The organism is Streptomyces sp. ITFR-6 (genome assembly GCF_031844725.1).
GTDB lineage: Bacteria > Actinomycetota > Actinomycetes > Streptomycetales > Streptomycetaceae > Streptomyces.
On record NZ_CP134614.1, the window covers coordinates 73,639 to 98,182 of the forward strand.

The window sequence follows — 24,544 nt, forward strand, 5'->3', positions numbered from 1 at the left end:
TGTCAGATCGCGCCGGGCCCGGGGCGGGCCCGGCCGGCGGCGCTCAGCGGTGCTTGGCGACGAACTCCCGGATGGAGGCGACCATGTAGTCGGTCATCTCGGCGGTGATGCCCGGGTAGACGCCGATCCAGAACGTCCGCTCCATAATGATGTCGCTGTTGGCCAGACCACCGCTGACCCGGTGCTCCACGTCCAGGTAGGCGGGGTGCCGTACGAGGTTGCCGGCGAAGAGCAGCCGGGTGCCGATGCGGCGGGCGTTGAGGAAGTCGACCAGTTCGGCGCGGCGGAACGGGGCGTCCTCGGTCAGGGTCAGGACGAAGGCGAACCAGCTCGGGTCGCTGCCGGGGGTGGCCTCGGGCAGCAGCAGGCCGGGCACGCCCTCAAGGCCGTCGCGCAGCCGCTGCCAGTTGCGCTTACGGGCGGCGGTGAAGTCGTCGAGCTTGCCGAGCTGACTCAGGCCCAGGGCGGCCTGGAGGTCGGTCGACTTCAGGTTGTAGCCGATGTGGGAGAAAATGTACTTGTGGTCGTAGCCGAGCGGCAGATCACCCATCTGGTAGGTGAAGCGCTTGAGGCACTTGTTGTCCTCGCCCGGCTCGCACCAGCAGTCGCGTCCCCAGTCCCGCATCGACTCGGTGATCCGGGCCAGCTCCACACTGTTGGAGAGCACGCAGCCGCCCTCGCCCATGGCGAGGTGGTGGGCCGGGTAGAAGCTGACGGTCGAGTAGTCCCCGAACGTGCCGGTGGTACGGCCCTGGTACGTCGACATGAGGGCGTCGCAGTTGTCCTCGACGAGGAACAGCCCGCGATCCTTGGCCAGTTGCGCTATCTCGGTGGCCTGGAAGGGGTTGCCGAGCGTGTGGGCCATCATGATGGCCTTGGTGCGCGGCCCTATCGCCGCCTCGACCCGTTCCACGGTCGTGTTGTACGTGGCGAGGTCCACGTCGACGAAGACCGGCACCAGACCGCACTGGACGATGGGGTTGACGGTGGTGGGCCAGCCCGCGGCGACGGTGATCACCTCGTCGCCGGGGCGCAGCCGGTGGTCCTCCAGCTCCGGCACGGTGAGCGAGGCGAGCGCCAGCAGGTTGGCGGACGAGCCGGAGTTGGTCAGGTGAGCCTTGCGGACACCGATCGTCTTGGCGAACTTCCGCTCGAAGCGCAGCGCGGTGGCGCCGGAGGCGATGCGCAGCTGCAGCGCGTGTTCCACCAGCGCGGCGCGGTCGTCCTCGTCGAGGACCGCGCCGGCCGGCAGGATCGGGGTGACTCCTGGGACGAACTCCGTCCCGGAAGCCTCCTGTTCCCGGTGGTACTTGCGGGTCAGTTCGATGATGGACTGCACATAGGTGTCAGTCATGGAAGCCCTCTTCGTCCGCTGCGGTGGTCAGGTGTGGTGCTGTGAGGTCTGGGGGACGCGGGTGCTGCCCCACAGGGCGTGCAGCGCGTCCGTCACGGTGCGGGCGGGGGCCCAGCCGAACTCCCGCCGTGCCAGGCCGATGTCCAGGGGCCGGTCCCCGGCGCCGGCGTCGCGGCGCCCGGCGGGTGCCGGGCCGCGCACGATCGCCGGTGCGTTCGCGCCCGTTCCGGCGATCCGGATCAGCGCGTCCACCGTGTCGGCCAGCGGGACGAGACGGCCCGAGCCGATGTTGACGACGGGGGGCAGCCGGGGAGCCCGTGCCGCACACAGAACGGCGTCGGCGACGTCCCGGACATCGATGAGGTCCCGCCGTACGCCGTCCAGCGGCGGCAGCCGCAACTCGGTGGGGTGCGCGGCGAGCTGCCGGGCGAGCCCGCCGAGCAGGCTCTCCGCCGGGATGAACGGGCCGAGCGCGACGGGGATGCGCAGCACGGTCGCGCTCACCCGTCCCTCGGCGGCGGCCCGGGTGACGATCCGGGTGGCGGCGAGCTTGGTCTGCGCGTACCGGCCCACGGGACGGGCCGGCAGCGTCTCCGCCAGCGTGTCGTCGGGGTGCACCCCGTATTCGTAGGCCGTTCCGATGTGCACGAGCCGCACCGGGTCCGCCAGAGCCTCGACGGCTCGCACGAGCCTCTCGACGAGGGTCACGTTGCCGGCGGTCAGCTCGTCGTCGGTGACGTTCCACACCGCGCCCGCCGCGTTCACCACCAGGCCGGGCCGTAGCGGGGCGAGGGCGGCGGCGAGGTCGGCGGGGTCACCGCGGGCGACGTCGAAGGGCACGGGGCGGCAGCCGTCGGGCAGGCCGGCGGGGCGGCGGGCGACGGCGGCCACCGGCCGGCCGGTGGCCCGCAGCGCGGCGCATACGTTGCGGCCGACGAAGCCGCCGGCGCCGAGCACCACGGCGGTCGGCCGGTCCGCGGAACCCACTGAAGCCATCGACGAGTCTCCCGGATCAACTGGTCCGTTGGGGCGACGGCCCGGCCGGGCCGTCGCCGCTGCCGCAACTATCCACGCGCTCCCGGGATGCGCACACCGGCAGCCGGGCCATGCATCCAAACTCTGGGTGTTTCCCCCGATGCCCGGCCGCGGCCCGCCGCTCGACCGGCGGCCGGACGACGCTGGGGAGGCTTCGGACCACTTGTCGCTCCCAGGAGTCCACCGTGCGTGTGCTGTTCGTGACGATTCCCGAGAAGTCCCACCTGTTCTGCATGACGCCGATCGCGTGGGCGATGCGTGCCGCGGGACACGAGGTCCGTGTCGCCAGTTGCGAGGAACTCGTCGACGTCATCGCCCGCACCGGCATGACCGCCGTGGCGACCGGCCGGAACGACGGAATCAGCGCGGCGATGACCTCGAACCGCCAGTCGCAGGAGGAGTGGGAGTCGGCGAGCTGGAACGAGCTGGATCCGGCGAAGCTGACCTACGAGAACGAGCTCGAACGGGCCCAGCTGGCCGCGTACGGCAGCGCGATGTACAACGAGCCGATGATCGACGAGATGGTGGAGTTCGCCCGCTCCTGGCGGCCCGACCTCGTGGTCTGGGATCCGCTCACCTACGCCGGTCCCCTCGTCGCGGGCGTCGTCGGGGCCGCACATGTGCGGTCGCTGTGCTTCGCCGACGTGTGGGTGATGAAACGCCGGCTCTTCCAGGGCCTGGCGGCGGACGTGCCCGCGGACCGGCGCAAGGATCCGCTGGCCGAATGGCTGGGCGGCCGCGCCGCCGAATTCGGGGGGACCTTCACCGAGGAATTCGCCACCGGGCAGCTCACGCTGGACCCGCTGCCCGAGAGCCTGGGCCTGGACACCGGCGCGCTGCGGACGCCGGTACGGTTCGTGCCGTACAACGGCCCGGCCGTCGTCCCGGACTGGCTGCGGACCCCGCCGGAGCGGGTCCGGATCTGCATGAGCCTCGGCGCCTCCAACACCGAGCGCTACGGCGGGGACTACGTCTCCAAGGGCAAGATCCTCGACATGCTCGCGGAGCTCGACGCCGAGGTGGTCGCCGCGCTGCTGCCCGCGCAGGTCAAGGAACTGGGCCCGCTGCCGGGCAACGTACGTGTCGTGGAGTCGGTGCCGTTGCACGCGCTCCTGCCGAGCTGCTCCCTGCTGATCCACCACGGTGGTTTCGGCAGCTACGCGAACGCGCTGGTGCACGGCGTACCGCAGCTCACCGTCACCACACCGGTGGCCGACCAGCTCTACCGCGGTGCCGGTCTGGAGCAGCAGGGGGCCGGACTGCTCCTCCCGCACGACCAGGCCGCGCCGGACGCGGTACAGGACCGGGTCGCGCGGATCCTGGCGGACCCGGACTTCCTGGACAACGCCGCCCGGCTGCGCGACGAGGCACTCTCCCGGCCGGCCCCGTCCGAGGTGGTTCCGGTCCTGGAGCAGCTGGCCGAGGAGCGCCGCACCGCACCGTGGCGGGCCTGAGGCGCGGTGCCCGGCCCGGCCTCATGACGCGGCGGGGCGGCCCCCCGGGGCAGACCCGGCGAACGGCCGGGCTGTTCCCCGCCGTCGACGACATCGCGTGGCCCGGCCGCTGAACGCCGCCGGGCCGCACGTCCGTGTCCCCTTCAACGGCCTTTGTCACAACAACTGTTCGCGGATCCAGCTCTCGACCGCGGCCGCGGTTGCGTCGGCCAGGTTCTCCATCATGGTGAAGTGGTTGCCCGGCACGTCCACGACGCGGTCCGCCTCGCTCCAGCCCGTCTGCCACCGCTCGGGGGCCAGTTCCTCGCCGCCGGGCATCGGTTCGCCGGCCCGCACGAGCAGCACGGGCGAGTCGAGCTTCCCGGGCCGCCAGCCGCCCAGCAGGTTGAAGTACCAGCTCATCGCGGACAGCCTGGCGGCGTCCATGCGCGCGAAGCCGGCCTCGCGTTCGAACATGCCGCCGAGCAGCTGGTCCTCGAACTGGCCGAGCGAGTCGTCGCCCGGCACATAGGTGTCCAGGAGCACGACTCCCGCCGGAGGCCGGCCCTCCTGTTCCATCCGGGCGGCCGTCGCGTAGGCGAGTACACCGCCGGAGGACGAGCCCAGCAGCGCGAAGGGCGCGTCCCCGACCTGTTCGCGCACCGTCCGCGCCAGCAGGTCGAGCAGGGCGTCCTCGGTGGCCGGCAGCGGCTCACCGGTCGCGAATCCGGGCACCGCGAGCGCGATCACCTCCCGCACCTCACGGAACCCGGAGGCGAACCGTGCGTACTGGTGGACGCCGCCGAGGGCCACCTGCGAGGCGAAGCAGACGAGCCGGACCGGTTCGCCGCCCTTGGCCAGCCGGACGGAGGTGGGGGACTCGGCCTCCTCGCCGCCGTCGCCGAAGGTCGGCCGCAGCCGGGCGACGCTCTGCAGGAGTCCGAAGCCCTCCGCCAGCCTGCGCTCCTCGCAGGCCCGGCGGAACAGCCGGCCGATGGTCTCGTCGGTGTCGGGCCCGCCGACGGCGGCCGCGGTGTCCGTGCGGTCCTCCGCGCCGTCCTGTGCCGTGCCGAGCAGTGCGTGCAGGTGCTCGGCCAGATCGAGCGGTGAGGCGTGGTCGAAGGCGACGGTGGCCGGCAGCCGCAGCCCGGTCTCGGCAGCCAGCGCGTTGCGCAGCTCCACCGAGGTCAGTGAGTCCAGGCCGAGTTCGAGGAACGCCTGGTCGGACTCGACCGCGTCGGCCGAGGCGTGCCCGAGGACGGCGGCGGTCGCACCGCGCACCAGGTCGAGTACCGCGTCCCGGCGGGCCGTGCCGGTCAGCCCGCGCAGCCGGTCTCCCGTACGGGGGCCGGTGTCGTGGCCCGCGGCGGTGCGCCGGGCCGCCGGGCGGGCGAGGCCGCGCAGGAGCGGGGCCGGTTCGGGGCCGAACGCCGCGGTGTCGAGGCGGACGGGCACGAACTGGGCGGCGTCGACCCGCAGGGCGGCATCGAGGAGCGCGAGCCCTTCCCCGTCGCCCAGCGCCAGCACGCCGCCCCGGGTCATGCGGTCGCGGTCCACTTCGCCGAGCCGGCCGGCCATGCCGTGCTCCCAGGCGCCCCAGGCGAGCGATCTGGCGGGCAGGCCGTCGGCGCGCCGCTGCTCGGCCAGGGCGTCCAGGAAGGCGTTGGCCGCGGCGTAGTTGGCCTGGCCCGGGGTGCCGAAGGTGGCCGCCGACGAGGAGAACAGCACGAACTCGGCGAGCTTCGCGTCGAGGGTCAGTTCGTGCAGGTGCAGCGCGGCCTCTGCCTTTGCGCGCAGTACGGTCTCGAACCGTTCCGGGGTGAGCGAGGTGATCACTCCGTCGTCCAGGACCCCGGCGAGGTGGACCACCGCGGTGAGCGGATGCGCCGGGTCGATCCGGTCCAGGACCCCGGCCAGGGCGGTCCGGTCGGCCGCGTCGCACGCGGTCAGGGTGACTTCGGCGTCCAGCTCCGCGAGTTCGGCCAGCAACTCCCCGGCGCCGGGGGCGGCGGAGCCGCTGCGGCTCACCAGCAGCAGCTGCCGCACGCCGTGGGCCGCGACGAGGTGGCGGACGACCAGTCCGCCGAGGGCGCCGGTGGCACCGGTGACCAGCACGGTGCCCTCCGGGGCCCAGGCGGCGCCGGGCTCCTCGGGTACGGCGACACGGGCCAGCCGGGCCGCACGCAACTGACCTGCTCTGATCGCGAGTTGTGGTTCTCCGGTGTCGAAGGCGGCGGGCAGGGCGAGGACCGAGGCCTCCGTCCCGTCGAGGTCCATGAGGAGGAAGCGGCCCGGGTTCTCCGACTGGGCGGTCCGCACCAGGCCCCAGAGCGGAGCACAGGCCAGGTCATCCGGGCGTCCGGTGCCGTCACCGAGCGCGGAGCGCGTCACGAAGGCCAGGCTCGTTCCGGCGAACCGCTCGTCCGCGAGCCACGACCGTACGGTCCGCAGCGCCTCGCCGGTGATGTCCCGCAGGCCGCGGACCGGGTCGGTTCCGGGACCGGAGGCGAAGGAGACCAGGACGAGTTCGGGCAAGGTCATGCCCGCCGACGCCGCGTCCGACAGGGCCTCCAGGTCGGCGAAGGACTCGGTCCACACACCCGCCCCGGAGAGGGTGTCCATGATCCTCAGCGGGTCCGCGCCGACCAGTGCGCAGCGCCGGAACTCCGGCTCCGTCCCCTTCTCCGTCTCCGTCTTCCGCGCTGTCACCGGCACGGGTTGCCAGTCGACGCGGAACAGCGCGTCCGGGTGGCGCGCTTCGCGAGGGCCGTCCGTGGCGAGGGGGCGCAGTGTGAGCGCGGCGATCGAGGCGACCGCCCGCCCGGCGGGGTCCACGGCGCTGAGCGCCACCTGCTCTGGCCCGGTCGCCGTCAGCCGGACGCGAAGGGCGGTGGCGCCCTGGGCGTGCAGGGCGGCGCCGCCGAAGGAGAACGGCACGAGCCGGCCGGCGGCGCCGGGCAGCAGGTGGGCGAGGGAGTGCAGGGACGCGTCGAGAAGGGCGGGGTGCAGTCCGTAGCGCCCGGTGTCCGCACGGACCGTTTCGGGCAGCACCACTTCGGCGTAGACCTCTCCGTCGCGCCGCCAGAGCGCACTGAGTCCCTGGAAGGCCGGGCCGTAGGCGACTCCGTTCCCCGCCGGGTCCTGCTCGTCCTCGTAGAGCCCGTCGAGCGGCACTTCGACGGCGCCACGCGGCGGCCACTCAGAGGTGTCGAACGGCTCGTCGCCTGCCACGGCCGGGGTGAGGGTTCCGGTCGCGTGCAGGGTCCAGGGCTCCTCTGCGGGCGCGGCGGCCGGCCGGGAGGAGATCCGCACGGTGTGGTTTCCGGCAGCGTCGGCGGGCTCGGTCAGGACCTGGATCTGCTGCTCGCCCGCGTCGAGGGACAGCGGGGAGGACAGCACCAGTTCGTCCACGAGACCGCAGCCGACGTGGTCACCCGCGTGCACGGCCAGGTCGAGGAGCGCGGTGCCGGGAAGCACCGGCCGCCCGGCGACGAGATGGCCGGCGAGCCACGGGTGGGCGGCGGTGGAGAGCCGTCCGGTGCAGACGGACCCCCCGCCGGACAGCGGGACGCAGGCGCCGAGCAGCGGGTGTGCGGCGCCGGTCAGTCCGGCTCCCGCCAGGTCGGCCGGGACGACGGCGTTCTCGGCCCAGTACCGCTGCCGGTGGAACGCGTAGGTCGGCAGGTCCACCCGGCGCGCACCGGTGCCGGAGTAGAGCTCCCTCCTTCGAGTGCCGGTGCCGTGCACGAGGAGCGGGGCGAGCCCCGCGGCGAACGTGCCGGTCTCGGAGCAGCCGCGGCGCAGGGCCGCGCGGACGACCGGTTCCGGCGCCTCGCCGGTGTCGTCGTCCGCGAGGCAGTCCTGGACGGCGGCCGTGAGGACGGGGTCCGGGCCGAGTTCGAGGAAGGTACCGACTCCGGCCGTGCGCAACCGGGTGACCGCGTCGTGGAACCGCACGCTCTCGCGTACCTGCCGCACCCAGTACTCCGGGGACCCGAAGCTGTCGGGACCGGCGTGCGCACCGCCGGTCGGCACGACCGGGATCCTCGCCGGGTGGTAGGTGACGGCCTCGGCGATCCGGCGGAACTCCGCCAGCATCGGTTCCATCCGGGCCGAGTGGAAGGCGTGGCTCACCCGCAGCCGCTTCTTCGAACGGTCCGCGAACCGTCCGGCCACCGCGAGGACGGCTTCCTCCTCGCCCGACAGCACCACTGCTGTGGGCCCGTTGACCGCGGCGAGGTCCACCCCGTCGCCCAGCAGCGGGGCGACCTCCGCCTCGGTCGCCCGCAGTGCCAGCATCGCGCCGCCCGCCGGGAGTGCCTGCATCAGCCGGCCCCGGGCCGCGACCAGCCGGCAGGCGTCCTCCAGTGTCAGTACGCCCGCCACATGGGCGGCGGCCAGCTCACCGACCGAGTGCCCCACCAGATGGTCGGGCTCGACTCCGAAGGACTCGAACAGCCGGTACAGCGCCACTTCGAGGGCGAACAGCGCGGGCTGCGCGTATCCCGTGTCAGCGAGGGCCTGTGCGTGTCCCGCGTCGGCCAGGGCCTGCGCGTCGGTGAACATCACCTCGCGCAGGGACGTGCCGAGTTCGGCATCGAGGTGCTCGCACACCTCGTCCAGGGCGGCGGCGAACGCCGGCTCGGCCGCGTACAGCTCGCGTCCCATGCCGGGCCGCTGGCTGCCCTGCCCGGTGAACAGCATCGCGACCCGGCGGGGCGCGGCCCGGCCGTGCGCGACGCCCGGTGCGGTGGTGCCGGCCGCGATCGCGTCCAGTCCGGCCAGCAGCTCCTCCCGGCCGGTGGCGACCGTGAGCGCCCGGTGGTCGAAGAGGGGGCGGGTGGTAGCGAGCGAGAAGCCGACGTCGAGCGGGGTGAGTCCGGGCTGCCGAGCCAGGTGGTCGCGCAGGGCCGCGGCCTGGCCGCGTACGGCCGCCTCGGTGCGGGCCGACACCAGGATCGGCAGCACGGCGGGCGCGGGCCGGGTGTCGGGGGCCGGGACGGTTACCGGCTGCTCGGCCGGGGCCTCCAGGATGACGTGCGCGTTGGTGCCGCTGATGCCGAAGGACGAGACGCCGGCGCGCCGGGGGTGTGCGGTCGCGGGCCACGAGACGCTCTCGGTGAGCAGCTCGACCTGTCCGTCCGACCAGTCGACCTGCTCGCTCGGCCGGTCCACGTGCAGCGTCGCCGGAAGCACGCCGTGCCGCATGGCCTGCACCATCTTGATGATGCCGCCGACGCCCGCGGCGGCCTGGGCGTGCCCGATGTTCGACTTGAGCGAGCCGAGCCGCAGCGGCAGCCCCTCGGGCCGGTCCTGTCCGTAGGTGGCCAGCAGCGCCTGCGCCTCGATGGGGTCGCCCAGGACCGTTCCGGTGCCGTGGCCCTCTACGGCGTCCACCTCGGCGGGCCGCAGTCCGGCACGGTGCAGGGCCTCCTGGATGACGCGCTGCTGGGCGGGTCCGTTGGGTGCGGTCAGGCCGTTGGACGCACCGTCCTGGTTGACGGCCGAGCCCCGCACGACCGCCAGCACCGGGTGTCCGTGGCGACGCGCGTCGGAGAGGCGTTCCAGCAGCAGCATGCCGACGCCCTCGGCCCATCCGGTGCCGTCGGCGGTGGACGAGAAGGACTTGCACCGGCCGTCGGGGGCGAGGCCGCGCTGCCGGCTGAAGTCGATGAACGTACCCGGGGTCGCCATCACGGTGACCCCGCCGGCCAGCGCCGTGTCGCACTCGCCCGAGCGCAGCGCCTGGGCAGCCAGGTGCAGCGCCACCAGCGAGGAGGAGCAGGCGGTGTCGATCGTCACGGCAGGACCTTCGAGTCCCAGCAGGTAGGCGACGCGACCGGTGACGACGCTGCCCGCCGAACCGGTGCCCAGGAACCCTTCGGCGCCCTTGGGGACGGTGTGCAGCCTGGCCAGGTAGTCGTGGTACATGACGCCCGCGAAGACTCCGGTGCGCCCGCCGCGCAGCGCGGTGGGGTCGATGCCCGCGGACTCGACGGCCTCCCAGGACGTCTCCAGGAGGAGCCGCTGCTGCGGGTCCATGACCAGCGCCTCACGCGGTGAGATACCGAAGAAGGCCGCGTCGAACTCGGCGGCGTCGTGCAGGAATCCGCCCTCCCGCACATAGCTCGCACCACCGGTGTCCGGGTCGGCGTCGTAGAGCCGTTCCAGGTCCCAGCCGCGGTCGACGGGGAACGGGGTGACGCCGTCGGCGCCGGTGCTCACCAGATCCCACAGGTCGTCGGCGCTGCGGACACCGCCGGGGTAGCGGCAGGCCATGCCGACGATGACGACGGGGTCGTCGGAGTCCGGGCCCCGGGTCCGTGCGGGCGCGGCCGGGACGCGTTCGGGGCGCTGCGCCCCGAACAGCCGCTCCAGCACATGGCGGGCGACGGCGTCGGCGGTCGGGTGGTCGAACACGAGGGTCGCGGAGAGCCGCAGCCCGGTCGCGGCGTTGAGGTGGTTGCGCAGTTCGACCGCGGTGAGCGAGTCGAAACCCAGCTCGTAGAACTGCTGGTCGGGTGCGACGTCGTGCGCCGAGCCGTGGCCGAGCACGGTGGCGGCCCGGTCCTGGACCAGTTCGCGCAGGGCGGCGAGCCGTTCCTCGGCCGGCAGCGGGGTGAGCCGGTCGGACAGCGCGTCCGCGGTGACCGTATCCGCGGCGGCCGCGCGCCGCCGCGGCGGGCGGACCAGGCCTCGGAAGACCGGTGGCAGGTGCTCTGCGGACTCGCGCAGCACGGCGAGGTCGAGGCGGACGGGCAGCACCGCCGCGTGCCCGGTGGCGGCGGCCAGGTCGAACAGGGCGGTGCCGTCGGCCATGGACAGCGGCACCACACCGCCGCGGGCCATGCGCCGCCGGTCGGTGTCGCCCAGCTCGCCGGTCATCTCGCCCGAGCCGTCCCACAGGCCCCAGCCCAGGGAGAGCCCGGGAAGCCCCTCGGCACGGCGGCGCTGGGCGAGCGCGTCCAGGAAAGCGTTGGCGGCGGCGTAGTTGCCCTGCCCGGGTGCGCCGAGCGCGGCCGAGACCGAGGAGAACAGGACGAACGCCGACAGGGGTGCGTCGCGGGTCAGTTCGTGCAGCTGGAGCGCGGCGTCCACCTTGGGGCGCAGCACTCGCGCCACCTGCTCCGGGGTCAGGGACGTCACCGTCGCGTCCGCAAGCACACCGGCGGTGTGCACGACGCCGGTCAGCGGGTGCCCGGCGGGGACGGTGCCGAGAGCGGCGGCGAGGGCGTCCCGGTCCGCCACATCGCAGGCGAGGAGGGTGACTTCGGCGCCGTGTGCGGTCAGTTCCGCGGTCAGCTCGGCGGCCCCGGGTGCGTCCGGGCCGCGACGGCTGAGGAGCAGGAGACGGCGTACCCCGTGGGTGGTGACCAGGTGACGGGAGATCACGCCGCCGAGTTCGCCGGTGGCGCCGGTGACGAGCACGGTGCCGTCGGGGTCCCAGTCAGGGGCCTGGGCCGTCGGCGGTGCGACGGCGAGGCGGCAGGCGAACAGCTCGCCGTCGCGGACGGCGAGCTGCGGCTCGGACGAGCCGTACGCGGCCTCGGCGTCGGCGGTCGGCCCGCCCTGTACGTCGATGAGCTGGAACCGTTCCGGGTGCTCGGACTGGGCCGACCGGACGAGGCCCCAGACGGCCGCGCCCGGCAGGTCCCGCACGTTCTCCCCGGGCCGGACCGCGACCGCCCCCTCGCAGACCAGGACCAGCCGGCTCGTCTCGAAGCGCTCGTCCGCGAGCCAGTCCTGGAGGAGGGCGAGGGCGTGCAGGACGGCCTCGTGGGTGCTGTCGGCCAGCCCGGCGGCGGAGGCCGTGGCCGAGCCGGCTGTGGCGGCCGCTCTGGCCGCTCTGGCCATGACCACGTCGGGTACGGGGTGTCCGGCGTCGATCGCCGTACGCAGTGCCGCCAGGTCGCGGTACGCGGCTGAGCCCGCGTCCTCGCCCAGGAGCACCGGTCCGGGTCCCGCCGGCGCGTCCGGTGCCGCGATCCGCGTCCAGTCCAGCCGGAACAGGGCGTCCTTCGGGGCGTCGTCCGCAGAGCCGGCTCCCTCGGAGTCCCGGGCGTCCACGGCCATCGGCCGGAGCGTCAGGGAGGCCACCTCCGCGACGGGCCGGCCCAGGACGTCGGCCACCTGGACGGCGATGCTGTCCGGTCCGCTGTGCGTCAGGCGCGCCCGCAGCGCACCGGCTCCCTCGGCGTGCAGGGCCACCCCGCTCCACGAGAACGGCAACCGCCCGGGGGTCCCGCTCCCGGCCGCGTCGGCGCCGCTGGATGCGGTGGCGCCGAGCGCCATCGCGTGGAGTACCGAGTCCAGGACGGCGGGGTGCAGCGGGTAGGCGCCGGCGCCCGAAGGCTGAGCGGGGTCGGAGAGCAGGGTCTCGACGAAGAGCTCGTCCGCCCGCCGCCACGCCCGGCGCAGCCCGCGGAAGACAGGACCGTACTGGAGCCCCAGCGCCGCCAGGGCCTCGTAGAGCCCGGCCGTGTCCACTTCCTGCGCACCGTCCGGGGGCCACTGGGCGAGGTCGTACGACGGTTCCTCGTCCTGGGCGGCGGAGAGCAGGCCGGTGGCGTGACGGGTCCACCGGTCGGCCGGTTCGCTGTCCTGCCGCGACGACACCTGTACGGAGCGGCAGCCGGCGGCGTCCCGCGCACCGACCAGCAGCTGCACGTGGACGATGCCGCTCTCCGGGATCACCAGGGGAGCCGTCAGGGTCAGCTCCTCGACCTTTTCGCAGCCCACCCGCGACCCGGCGCACAGGGCGAGGTCGAGCAGCCCGGTTCCGGGGAACACGATCCGGCCGGCCACCTGATGGTCCGCGAGCCAAGGGTGCGACTGCGCTGACAGCCCGCCCAGGAACAGCACGTCCCCCGAGTCCGCCAGACCGATCATGGCCTGGAGCAGCGGGTGCCCGGCCCCGGCGGAGCCGAGCGGTCGCGGTCCTGCGGTGAGACGGGCGGTCGGCCAGTAGCGCTGGTGCTGGAAGGCGTAGGTGGGCAGGTCGACGGTGCGGGCGCCGGTCGGCGCGTAGAAGGCTGCCCAGTCGACGTCGGCGCCGTCGGCCCAGAGGCGGGCCAGGGCCTCGACGGCGGTGGTGGGCTCGGACCGCTTACGGTTCAGCGCCGCCACCACGAGCGAATCGCCGTCGTACGTCTCGTCGACGGCACCGATCAGCGTGGCGTCCGGGCCCAGCTCCAGGAACCTGGTGACACCGGAGGACTTCAGGTGAGTGATCGCGTCCGCGAAGCGGACCGTCCCCCGCACCTGGTCCACCCAGTACGACGCGGTGAACTGGGCTATCGGCTCACCCGTCAGCGTCGATACGACGGGTATCCCGGGGCTGCGCATCTCCAGCGCGTCGGCCGCCGCACGGAACTCGTCCAGCATCGGGTCCATCAGCACCGAGTGGAACGCGTGACTGACCTCCAGCCACCGCCCCTGACGATCAGCAAGACCACTCGCTACCGCCTCAACCGCCTCCCGGGCACCCGACAGCACCACCTGACCGGGAGCGTTCACCGCAGCCACGGAGACACCGTCCACCAGCAGCGGGGTGACCTCGTCGAGCGTGGCCCGGACCGCCCACATCGCACCACCGGCAGGCAACGCCTGCATCAACGCGGCACGCGCGGCCACCAGCTTGCAGGCGTCCGCCAGCGAGAACACCCCGGCCACGTGCGCGGCAGCCAGCTCACCGACCGAGTGGCCCACCAGGTAGTCCGGGCGCACCCCCCACGACTCAAGAAGCCGGAACAGCGCCACCTCGACCGCGAACAGCGCGGGCTGCGCCCAGCCCGTTCGTCCGAGAGCCTCAGCGTCGGTGAACATCACCTCACGCAGACCATCGAAGTGCGCACACACCTCATCCAGAGCGGCTGCGAACACCGGGAAGGACTCGGCCAGCTCCCGGCCCATACCGACCCGCTGACCACCCTGACCCGAGAACACGAACCCGGTCAGACCGTCCCGGGCCACCACCGGCACCAACGGCTCACCCAACCGCGCCCGCAGCTCACCGGTGTCCGCGCCGAGGACCACTGCACGGTGCTCCAGCGCTGCCCGGGTCGTCCCCAGCGACAGACCGACGTCACACGCGTCCAGGCCGTCCACACCGGAAGCCAGTCGACGCGCCTGATCCGCAACCCCCGCCGCCGACTTCGACGACACCACCCATGGCACCACCGGAAGCTCCAGCAGCTCCTGCGGTACCTGGGCCAGCTGAGAGGGCGGCGCCTCCTCGACGAGAACGTGCGCGTTCGTCCCGCTGATCCCGAAGGACGACACTCCAGCCCGGCGTACCCGCTCGGAGTGCGGCCACGCGCGTGGCTCGGCCAGCAGTTCCAACGCGCCGGCGGACCAGTCGACGTGCGAGGACGGGGTACCGACGTGGAGGGACCGGGGCAGTACACCGTGCCGCATCGCCAGAATCATCTTCATGACGCCCGCGACACCGGCGGCCGCCTGCGTGTGCCCGATGTTCGACTTGATCGAGCCCAGCCACAGCGGCTGGTCCGCGGGCCGGTCCTGGCCGTAGGTGGCCAGCAGGGCCTGGGCCTCGATCGGGTCACCCAGCTTGGTACCCGTACCGTGCGCCTCCACCACGTCCACATCCGCCGACGAGAGACGCGCACTGGCCAGCGCCTGCCGAATCACCCGCTGCTGCGAAGGACCGTTCGGCGCCGTCAGACCATTGGACGCACCATCCTGGTTCACGGCCGAACCGCGCAACACCGCCAAAACCTGGTGCCCGCTGCGTCGGGCGTCCGACAACCGCTCCAGGACCAGAACGCCCGCGCCCTCGCCCCAGCCCGTACCGTCCGCATCGTCCGAGAACGCCTTGCACCGGCCGTCCCCGGCCAGACCACCCTGCCGCTCGAACTCCACGAACGCACCCGGCGTCGACATCACCGTCACACCACCGGCCAGCGCAAGATCACACTCACCCGACCGCAACGCCTGCGCCGCAAGATGAAGAGCCACCAACGACGACGAGCACGCCGTATCAATAGTCACGGCCGGACCCTCAAGCCCGAGTGCGTACGAGACCCGCCCGGACAGGACGCTGCCCGAGCTTCCAGTCCCGCCGTAACCCTCGGCCGACTCCCCCGCCAGCGCCAGTGCCGCCGGGTAGTCCTGGCCGTTCGTCCCCGCGAAGACCCCGACCGGCAGACCACGCAACGAGAACGGCGCGATACCCGACCGCTCCAGCGACTCCCACACCACCTCAAGCAGCAGCCGCTGCTGCGGATCCATCGCCAGTGCCTCACGCGGCGAGATCCCGAACAGACCGGCATCGAAATCCGCCACACCCTCGACGAACCCACCGACGCCCTGGAGGGCGTCCCAGCCCCGGTCCGGGGGGAACGCGCCGAGCGCGTCGACACCGTCCGCCACCAGCCGCCAGAGGTCGTCCGGCGAGTTCACCCCACCGGGGAAGCGGCAGCCCATGCCGACGACGACCACGGGTTCGGTTCCTGCGGATTCCATGCTGTGAAGGCGCTGCTTGGTCTCATGAAGCTCAAGCGTGACCTTCTTCAAGTATCCGAGAAGCTTGTCCTCGTTACTCATCAAGCTCACCGCGTCCCGATCTCGTGATCAATAAGAGCGAAGATGTCGTTGGATGTAGCGGCCTCGATCTTTGCCGAGATGTCCACGGCATTCGCGTCAGATGGCGCACCGTCCAGTCGTTTCATCAGTTGTTGCAGGCGCGAGGCGATCCTCAGCCGCGCGTATTCGGGAGCGGGCAGAGCCAGCAGGGCGGTTTCGAGCCGGTCCAGTTCGGCTGCCACGTCCGGGGCATCGTCGGCCGAATCCTCGGACAGCTCACCGAGCAGGAACTCGGCGAGGGCGAGGGTGGTCGGGTGGTCGAAGGCGAGCGTCGAGGGGAGTTTGAGGCCGGTCTCGGCGGTGAGTGCGTTGCGCAGTTCGACGGCCGTCAGGGAGTCGAAGCCCAGATCCCGGAACGCCTTCGACACCTCCACCGCAGCCCCGTCCGCGAAACCCAGAACCGCCGCGACCTGCCCGCGCACCACATCCGTAACCAACGAACGCCGAGCCACCCCCGACACCCCGGCCAACCGCTCCCTCAGCCCACCAACACCCACCACCGGAGCCACCGCCCCACGTGGCGCGACCTCGTCCCACAGACGGTTCGCCCGCAACGCGGTCATCCCGGGAACGAAACGCTCCCACTCCACATCAACAACCGTCACACAACCCGAAGCAGACCCCAGCACGCCCAAGGCGGAGTCGGGGTCGAGCGGCCTTACCCCACCACGCTCCATCCGGGCCAACACCGTGACGTCATCAGCCATACCACCCTCGGCCCACGGACCCCACGCAATGGACGAACCCACCAGACCCTGACCCCGGCGGAAGTCCACCAACCCGTCCAGCGCAGCATTCGCCGCCGCATACGCACCCTGACCCGCACCACCCCACACACCCGCAGCCGACGAAAACACCACAAACGCATCCAGCTCCCGACCGAGCGAAGCATGATGCAGATTCCACGCACCCCCCGCCTTCGCCCCCCACACCCCGGACACCCGCTCAGCCGTCAGACCATCCACCACACCGTCGTCCAACACCCCCGCCGTATGCACCACCGCCGAAAACTCGAACCGGGCGAAAAGCTCCTCCACCTCCTCCCGCACACCCACATCACACGCCACCACATCCACCACAGCACCCAACGCCTGCAACTCACCCACCAGCTCCGCCGCACCAACGGACTCCGTCCCACGACGGCCCACCAACACCACACGCTCAGCACCCCGGCCCACCACCCACCGCGCGACCCGGGCACCCAACGCACCCAAACCACCCGTCACCAACACCGTCCCCGACGGCGACCACACCACACCCCCAGGCCGGCCAGGACCGAGCCGACGCCCCAGCACCGTCCCACCACGCACCGCAACCTCATCCTCATCACCGAAACCACCGGCCAGCACCTCCACCAGCCGCCCCACCGCACCCCCCACCAGCACCTCCGGCACATCGACCAACCCACCCCAACGCCCCGGCTCCTCCAAAGCCACCACCCGACCCAGACCCCACACACCAGCCCGCACCGGACGCGCAACCACATCACCCGCACCCACCGAAACCGCACCCGACGTCACCGACCACACCGGAACGTCAACACCGGCATCACCCAACGCCTGCACCAACACCACAGACCCCACAACACCCCCGGCCCCCGACTCCACCTGACCCAGGAACGACACCACCCGCCCAACACCCGCAAACTCCCCAAGACGGCTTAGCCAGAACCGCCCGCTCCAAACCCTCCGCATCCAAAACCAACCGGGACACCTCCGCACCCCGACCCGTCAGCTCATCCGCCAACGCAGCCGCCCACACATCCTCAACACCACCCGGCTCAACAATCAGCCACCCACCCGACACCCCAACACCAGCACCAACACCAGCACCCAACGGCGCCCACGACACCTCATAACGCAGCCTGTCCGCTACCTCACGCTCACGTTGCCGACGCTGCCACGCCGAGAACGCCGGCAACGTCTCCCGCAACGGCGCCCCGACATCCACACCGAACTCCGCCGCGAACAACTCACCATCACCACGCTCCACCGCATCCCAGAACACCGCATCAACAGCAGCCGACGCCACCACCGGCTCCCGCCGCACACTCGGCCAGAAACGCTGACGCTGAAACGCATACGTAGGCAGGTCGACGGTGCGGGCGCCGGTGGGCCCGTAGAACGACGCCCAGTCGACATCCGCGCCGTCCGCCCACAGCCCGGCCAACGCGGTCACCGCCGTATGCGCCTCGGGCCTGTCCCTACGCAGCATCGAGACAGCGAACACCGCATCGTCAGCCGCCTCACCGATCGCACCGACCAAGGACGCATCCGGCCCAACCTCCACCAGACGCGCCACCCCCAGTGCCCTCAGCCGGGAAACGGCATCCGAGAAACGAACCGTCCCCCGCACCTGATCCACCCAGTACGACGCGGTGAACTCGGAGACCAGCTCACCCGTCAGCGTCGATACGACGGGTATCTCGGGGCTGCGCATCTCCAGCGCATCGGCCGCCGCACGGAACGCGTCCAGCATCGGGTCCATCAACACCGAGTGGAACGCGTGACTGACCTCCAGCCACCGCCCCTGCCGGTCAGACAGAGCGCCCGCTACCGCCTCAACCGCTTCACGAGCACCCGACAGCACCACCTGACCGGGAGCGTTCACCGCAGCCACGGACACACCATCGCCCTCGACCAGCAGCGGAGTGACCTCCTCCACCGTCGCCCGAACCGCCCACATCGCACCACCAGCAGGCAACGCCTGCATCAACCCGGCACGCGCCGACACCAGCTTGCAGGCATCCGCCAGCGAGAACACCCCGGACACATGCGCAGCCGCCAGCTCACCCACCGAATGACCGACCAGATAATCCGGCCTGACACCCCACGACTCAAGAAGCCGGAACAACGCCACCTCGACCGCGAACAACGCCGGCTGCGCCCAACCCGTCGACTTCAACGCCTCCGCATCGGTGAACATCACCTCACGCAGACCATCAAAATGCGCGCACACCTCATCCAACGCAGCCGCGAACACCGGGAAAGCCTCCGCCAACTCCCGGCCCATACCGACCCGCTGACCACCCTGACCCGAGAACACGAACCCTGTAGGCCCTGTGCGGGTCTGGCCGGTGACGATGCTCGGTGTGGAGTCACCGGCCGCCAGAGCCGTCAGTGCCGCCCGCAGCTCATCGGCGTCCGCACCGAGAACGACGGCTCGGTGCTCCAGCGCTGCCCGGGTCTGCGCCAGCGACAGGCCGACATCGACGGCGTCCAGGCCGTCCACACCGGAAGCCAGCCGCGCAGCTTGTGCGGACAGCGCGGTGCCCACGTTCGTGGATACCACCCACGGCACCACGGGAAGTTCCAGCAGCCCCTGCGGGTCCGGCGCTGTCTGAGAAGTCGGCGCCTCTTCGATGATCACGTGTGCGTTTGTCCCGCTGACGCCGAAAGCGGACACACCCGCCCGCCTCGGCCGGTCACCGGGCGCCCAGTCCCGTGCCTCGGCCAGCAACTCCACCGCACCGTCCGACCAGTCCACGTGCGAGGACGGGGTACCGACGTGCAACGACTGCGGCAACACACCGTGCCGCATCGCCAGAATCATCTTCATCACACCCGCGACGCCTGCGGCCGCCTGCGTGTGACCGATGTTCGACTTGATCGAGCCGAGCCACAACGGCTGCTGGTCCTGGGGCCGGTCCTGGCCATACGTGGCCAGCAGCGCCTGCGCCTCGATCGGGTCACCCAACGAGGTGCCCGTGCCGTGCGCCTCGACCGCGTCCACCTCAGCGGCCGACAACCCCGCATTCGCCAGCGCCTGCCGAATCACCCGCTGCTGCGAAGGACCGTTCGGCGCCGTCAGACCATTGGACGCACCATCCTGGTTCACGGCCGAACCGCGCAACACCGCCAAAACCTGGTGCCCGCTGCGTCGGGCGTCCGACAACCGCTCCAGGACCAGAACGCCCGCGCCCTCGCCCCAGCCCGTACCGTCCGCATCGTCCGAGAACGCCTTGCACCGGCCGTCCCCGGCCAGACCACCCTGCCGCTCGAACTCCACGAACGCACCCGGCGTCGACATCACCGTCACACCACCGGCCAGCGCAAGATCACACTCACCCGACCGCAACGCCTGCGCCGCAAGATGAAGAGCCACCAACGACGACGAACACGCCGTATCAATAGTCACGGCCGGACCCTCAAGCCCGAGTGCGTACGAGACCCGCCCGGACAGGACACTGCCCGAGCTTCCCGTCCCGCCGTAACCATCAGTGGGCTCCCCCGCCAGCGCCAGTGCCGCCGGGTAGTCCTGGCCGTTCGTCCCCGCGAAGACCCCGACCGGCAGACCACGCAACGAGAACGGCGCGATACCCGACCGCTCCAGCGACTCCCACACCACCTCAAGCAGCAACCGCTGCTGCGGATCCATCGCCAGTGCCTCACGCGGCGAGATCCCGAACAGACCGGCATCGAAATCCGCCACACCCTCGACGAACCCACCGACCCGGGCATAGTCACCACCGACGCCGCTGATCAGCTCCCAGCCACGATCCGCGGGGAACCCACCCATCGCATCCGTGCCCTCAGCCAGCAGCCGCCACAACTCCTCCGGCGAATCCACCGCACCCGGGAACCGGCAACCCATCCCCACCACAACCACCGGATCATCACCATCAACCTGACGCGCCGCCACCACACCCAGCGCCGCACCCTCCTCCTCCACACCGAACAGCTCGGTCACCACGAAGGCGGCCAGAGCCTCGACCGAGGGGTGGTCGAAGGCCAGCGTCGAGGGGAGTTTGAGGCCGGTCTCGGCGGTGAGTGCGTTGCGCAGTTCGACGGCCGTCAGGGAGTCGAAGCCCAGATCCCGGAACGCCTTCGACACCTCCACCGCAGCCCCGTCCGCGAAACCCAGAACCGCCGCGACCTGCCCGCGCACCACATCCGTAACCAACGAACGCCGAGCCACCCCCGACACCCCGGCCAACCGCTCCCTCAGCCCACCAACACCCACCACCGGAGCCACCGCCCCACGTGGCGCGACCTCGTCCCACAGACGGTTCGCCCGCAACGCGGTCATCCCGGGAACGAAACGCTCCCACTCCACATCAACAACCGTCACACAACCCGAAGCAGACCCCAGCACGCCCAAGGCGGAGTCGGGGTCGAGCGGCCTTACCCCACCACGCTCCATCCGGGCCAACACCGTGACGTCATCAGCCATACCACCCTCGGCCCACGGACCCCACGCAATGGACGAACCCACCAGACCCTGACCCCGGCGGAAGTCCACCAACCCGTCCAGCGCAGCATTCGCCGCCGCATACGCACCCTGACCCGCACCACCCCACACACCCGCAGCCGACGAAAACACCACAAACGCATCCAGCTCCCGACCGAGCGAAGCATGATGCAGATTCCACGCACCCCCCGCCTTCGCCCCCCACACCCCGGACACCCGCTCAGCCGTCAGACCATCCACCACACCGTCGTCCAACACCCCCGCCGTATGCACCACCGCCGAAAACTCGAACCGGGCGAAAAGCTCCTCCACCTCCTCCCGCACACCCACATCACACGCCACCACATCCACCACAGCACCCAACGCCTGCAACTCACCCACCAGCTCCGCCGCACCAACGGACTCCGTCCCACGACGGCCCACCAACACCACACGCTCAGCACCCCGGCCCACCACCCACCGCGCGACCCGGGCACCCAACGCACCCAAACCACCCGTCACCAACACCGTCCCCGACGGCGACCACACCACACCCCCAGGCCGGCCAGGACCGAGCCGACGCCCCAGCACCGTCCCACCACGCACCGCAACCTCATCCTCATCACCGAAACCACCGGCCAGCACCTCCACCAGCCGCCCCACCGCACCCCCCACCAGCACCTCCGGCACATCGACCAACCCACCCCAACGCCCCGGCTCCTCCAAAGCCACCACCCGACCCAGACCCCACACACCAGCCCGCACCGGACGCGCAACCACATCACCCGCACCCACCGAAACCGCACCCGACGTCACCGACCACACCGGAACGTCAACACCGGCATCACCCAACGCCTGCACCAACACCACAGACCCCACAACACCCCCGGCCCCCGACTCCACCTGACCCAGGAACGACACCACCCGCCCAACACCCGCAAACTCCCCAAGACGGCCGGCCAGAACCGCCCGCTCCAAACCCTCCGCATCCAAAACCAACCGGGACACCTCCGCACCCCGACCCGTCAGCTCATCCGCCAACGCAGCCGCCCACACATCCTCAACACCACCCGGCTCAACAAGCAGCCACCCACCCGACACCCCAACACCAGCACCAACACCAGCACCAGCACCAGCACCAGCACCCAACGGCGCCCACGACACCTCATAACGCAGGCCGTCGCCGGAGCCCCGTTCCCGTCGCTGAACCACAGCGCCTTCGGGGTTCTGCATCCAGTAGCGGTCCCGGGCGAAGGGGTAGGTCGGCAAGTCGGTGAACCGTGCGTCCGTAGCACCGTAGAAGTTCTGCCAGTCGACGGGGTGTCCGTCGACCCAAAGTCGGGCCAGGGCCTCGACGGCGGTGGCGGGCTCGGACTGCTTACGGTTCAGCGCCGCCACCGCGAGCGAATCGCCGTCGTACGTCTCGTCGACGGCACCGATCAGCGTGGCGTCCGGGCCCAGCTCCAGGAACCTGGTGACACCGGAGGACTTCAGGTGAGTGATCGCGTCCGCGAACCGCACCGTCCCCCGCACCTGGTCCACCCAGTACGACGCGGTGAACCAGGAGACCGGCTCACCCGTCAGCGTGGAGACGATCGGGATGCGTGGAGCCTCGTACGTAACCGAGTTCGCCGCCGCACGGAACGCGTCCAGCATCGGGTCCATCAACACCGAGTGGAACGCGTGACTGACCTCCAGCCACCGCCCCTGCCGGTCAGACAGAGCGCCCGCTACCGCCTCAACCGCTTCACGAGCACCCGACAGCACCACCTGACCGGGAGCGTTCACCGCAGCCACGGACACACCATCGCCCTCGACCAGCAGCGGAGTGACCTCCTCCACCGTCGCCCGGACCGCCCACATCGCACCACCGGCAGGCAACGCCTGCATCAACCCGGCACGCGCCGACACCAGCTTGCAGGCATCCGCCAGCGAGAACACCCCGGACACATGCGCAGCCGCCAGCTCACCCACCGAATGACCCACCAGGTAGTCCGGGCGCACCCCCCACGACTCAAGAAGCCGGAACAACGCCACCTCAACCGCGAACAACGCCGGCTGCGCCCAACCCGTTCGTCCGAGAGCCTCCGCGTCGGTGAACATCACCTCACGCAGACCATCAAAATGCGCGCACACCTCATCCAACGCAGCCGCGAACACCGGGAAAGCCTCCGCCAACTCCCGCCCCATACCGACCCGCTGACCACCCTGACCCGAGAACACGAACGCCAGCCGCCTGCGGCCCCGCGCGCCGCCCCGTGCCGCAGCCGTGCCCTGGACCACGCGGGCGGCAGTGCCGGTGCCGCTGGCGAGGGCTTCCAGGCCGGTCAGGGCCGATTCCGTGTCGTGGGCCAGGACCACAGCCCGGTGTTCGAACGCGGCACGGCCCGTGGCCAGGGTGTGGCCGATGTCCTGGGTGCGGGCGTCCGGGTGCGCGGTCAGGGATGCGCGGAGCCGGGAAGCGAGTTCGGGGAGGGCCTCCGGCTGCCGGGTGGACAGCGGCAAGGGCATCACCGGTGGCCGCACGGTGTCTGCGGTCCGGGGCTCCGCCGGGGCGGGCGCCTCCTCCAGGATGATGTGAGCGTTCGTCCCGCTGATGCCGAAGGACGAGACCCCCGCCCGGCGTGCGTGTTCACCGCGCGGCCAGGCGCGGGCCTCGGAGAGCAGCTCCACCGCGCCCGTCGACCAGTCCACGTGGGTCGAGGGCTTGTCCGCGTACAGCGTCTTGGGCAGCGCCTCGTTCCGCATCGCCAGGACCATCTTCATGACGCCCGCGACACCCGCCGCGGCCTGCGTGTGGCCGATGTTCGACTTCACCGAGCCCAGCCACAGCGGCTGGTCCGCGGACCGGTCCTTGCCATAGGTGGCGAGCAGGGCCTGCGCCTCGATCGGGTCACCGAGCGAGGTGCCCGTGCCGTGGGCCTCGACCACGTCCACGTCCGGTGCGGACAGCTGGGCGTTCTCCAGTGCCGCCCGGATGACCTGCTGCTGGGACGGGCCGTTGGGCACGGTCAGGCCGTTGGACGCGCCGTCCTGGTTGACGGCCGTGCCGCGCACCACCGCCAGGACCCGGTGTCCGTCGCGTACGGCGTCGGAGAGGCGGCCGAGGACCAGCAGGCCGGCGCCCTCGGACCAGCCGGTGCCGTCCGCGTCGTCGGAGAACGCCTTGCACCGGCCGTCGGTCGCCAGGCCCTGCTGACGGCTGAATTCGAGGAACATTCCGGGCGTCGACATCACGGTGACGCCGCCGACGAGGGCGAGGGAGCATTCGCCGGAGCGCAGCGACTGGACGGCCATGTGGAGCGCCACCAAGGAGGAGGAGCAGGCCGTGTCGACGGTGACGGCGGGGCCCTTGAGGCCGAGGGTGTAGGCGATTCGGCCGGAGGCGACGGCCATGGAGTTGCCGGTGAGGAGGTAGCCCTCGACGCCCTGCGGGAGTTCGGTCAGCTGGGAACCGTAGCCGGTGGAGGCGGCGCCGACGAAGACACCGGTGTCGGTGTTCTTCAGGGTGGTGGGGTCGATGCCCGCGTGTTCGAGGGCCTCCCAGGACGTCTGGAGCAGCATGCGCTGCTGCGGGTCCATGGCGAGGGCTTCGCGTGGGCTCAGGCCGAAGAAGACGGGGTCGAACTCGGTGGCGTCGTAGGTGAAGCCGCCCTCGCGGGCGTGGCTCGTGCCGGGCAGGGTCGAGTCGGGGCCGAAGAGGCACTCCAGGTCCCAGCCCCGGTCGCGGGGGAAGGCGGACATGCCGTCGCCGGCCCGGTCGAGGAGCTGCCACAGCTCCTGAGGTGAGCGGACTCCGCCGGGCAGCCGGCAGCCCATGCCGACGATGGCGATCGGCTCGGTGTTCGCGGCCTCGATCTCCCTCAGCTTGCGGTGGGCCTGGCGGAGGTCGCCGGTGACCTTCTTCAGATAGCCGAGCAGTTTCTGCTGCTCGCCGTCAGCGCTCACA

The 24,544-nt window shown here is 71.6% G+C and carries 6 protein-coding genes; 1 reads left to right on the forward strand and 5 read right to left on the reverse strand.

From position 1 onward, the window contains the following. Positions 1 to 43: 43 nt before the first annotated feature. Positions 44 to 1,354, reverse strand: coding sequence for a lipopolysaccharide biosynthesis protein RfbH (gene rfbH / locus RLT59_RS38650; protein ID WP_311308155.1), 1,311 nt, complete (start codon positions 1,352 to 1,354; stop codon positions 44 to 46). A gap of 27 nt (positions 1,355 to 1,381) precedes the next feature. Then, entirely contained in the window at positions 1,382 to 2,350 is a 969-nt protein-coding gene (locus tag RLT59_RS38655; RefSeq protein WP_311308156.1) for an NAD-dependent epimerase/dehydratase family protein, read from the reverse strand. 224 nt (positions 2,351 to 2,574) lie between these two features. Between RLT59_RS38655 and RLT59_RS38660 the strand changes: the two genes are divergently transcribed. Then, on the forward strand, positions 2,575 to 3,843 hold the full coding sequence (locus RLT59_RS38660; protein WP_024494586.1) for an activator-dependent family glycosyltransferase: 1,269 nt from the start codon (positions 2,575 to 2,577) through the stop codon (positions 3,841 to 3,843). Between the two features lie 156 nt (positions 3,844 to 3,999). On the opposite strand, the gene RLT59_RS38665 is transcribed toward RLT59_RS38660, so the two are convergent. The 3 genes from RLT59_RS38665 to RLT59_RS38675 are packed head-to-tail and all read right to left on the reverse strand — an operon-like array spanning position 4,000 to position 24,543. Next, positions 4,000 to 15,390 carry an SDR family NAD(P)-dependent oxidoreductase gene (locus RLT59_RS38665; RefSeq protein WP_399127162.1) on the reverse strand — a complete coding sequence of 3,797 codons (11,391 nt, stop codon included), beginning with the start codon at positions 15,388 to 15,390 and terminating at the stop codon, positions 4,000 to 4,002. A 2-nt stretch (positions 15,391 to 15,392) separates the two neighbouring features. Beyond that, positions 15,393 to 17,000, reverse strand: coding sequence for a type I polyketide synthase (locus tag RLT59_RS38670; RefSeq protein ID WP_311308158.1), 1,608 nt, complete (start codon positions 16,998 to 17,000; stop codon positions 15,393 to 15,395). Further along, the gene (locus RLT59_RS38675; protein ID WP_399127164.1) at positions 16,975 to 24,543 is read right to left on the reverse strand and encodes a type I polyketide synthase; all 7,569 of its coding nucleotides are present in this window, start codon (positions 24,541 to 24,543) and stop codon (positions 16,975 to 16,977) included. The genes RLT59_RS38670 and RLT59_RS38675 overlap by 26 nt, the downstream gene beginning before the upstream one ends. Position 24,544 lies beyond the last annotated feature (1 nt).

What these genes read in the sequence shown, in the direction of transcription:
- RLT59_RS38655 (WP_311308156.1), bottom strand. Translation starts at nt 2,350, where the DNA reads ATGGCTTCAGTGGGTTCCGCGGACCGGCCGACCGCCGTGGTGCTCGGC.
- rfbH (WP_311308155.1), bottom strand. Translation starts at nt 1,354, where the DNA reads ATGACTGACACCTATGTGCAGTCCATCATCGAACTGACCCGCAAGTAC.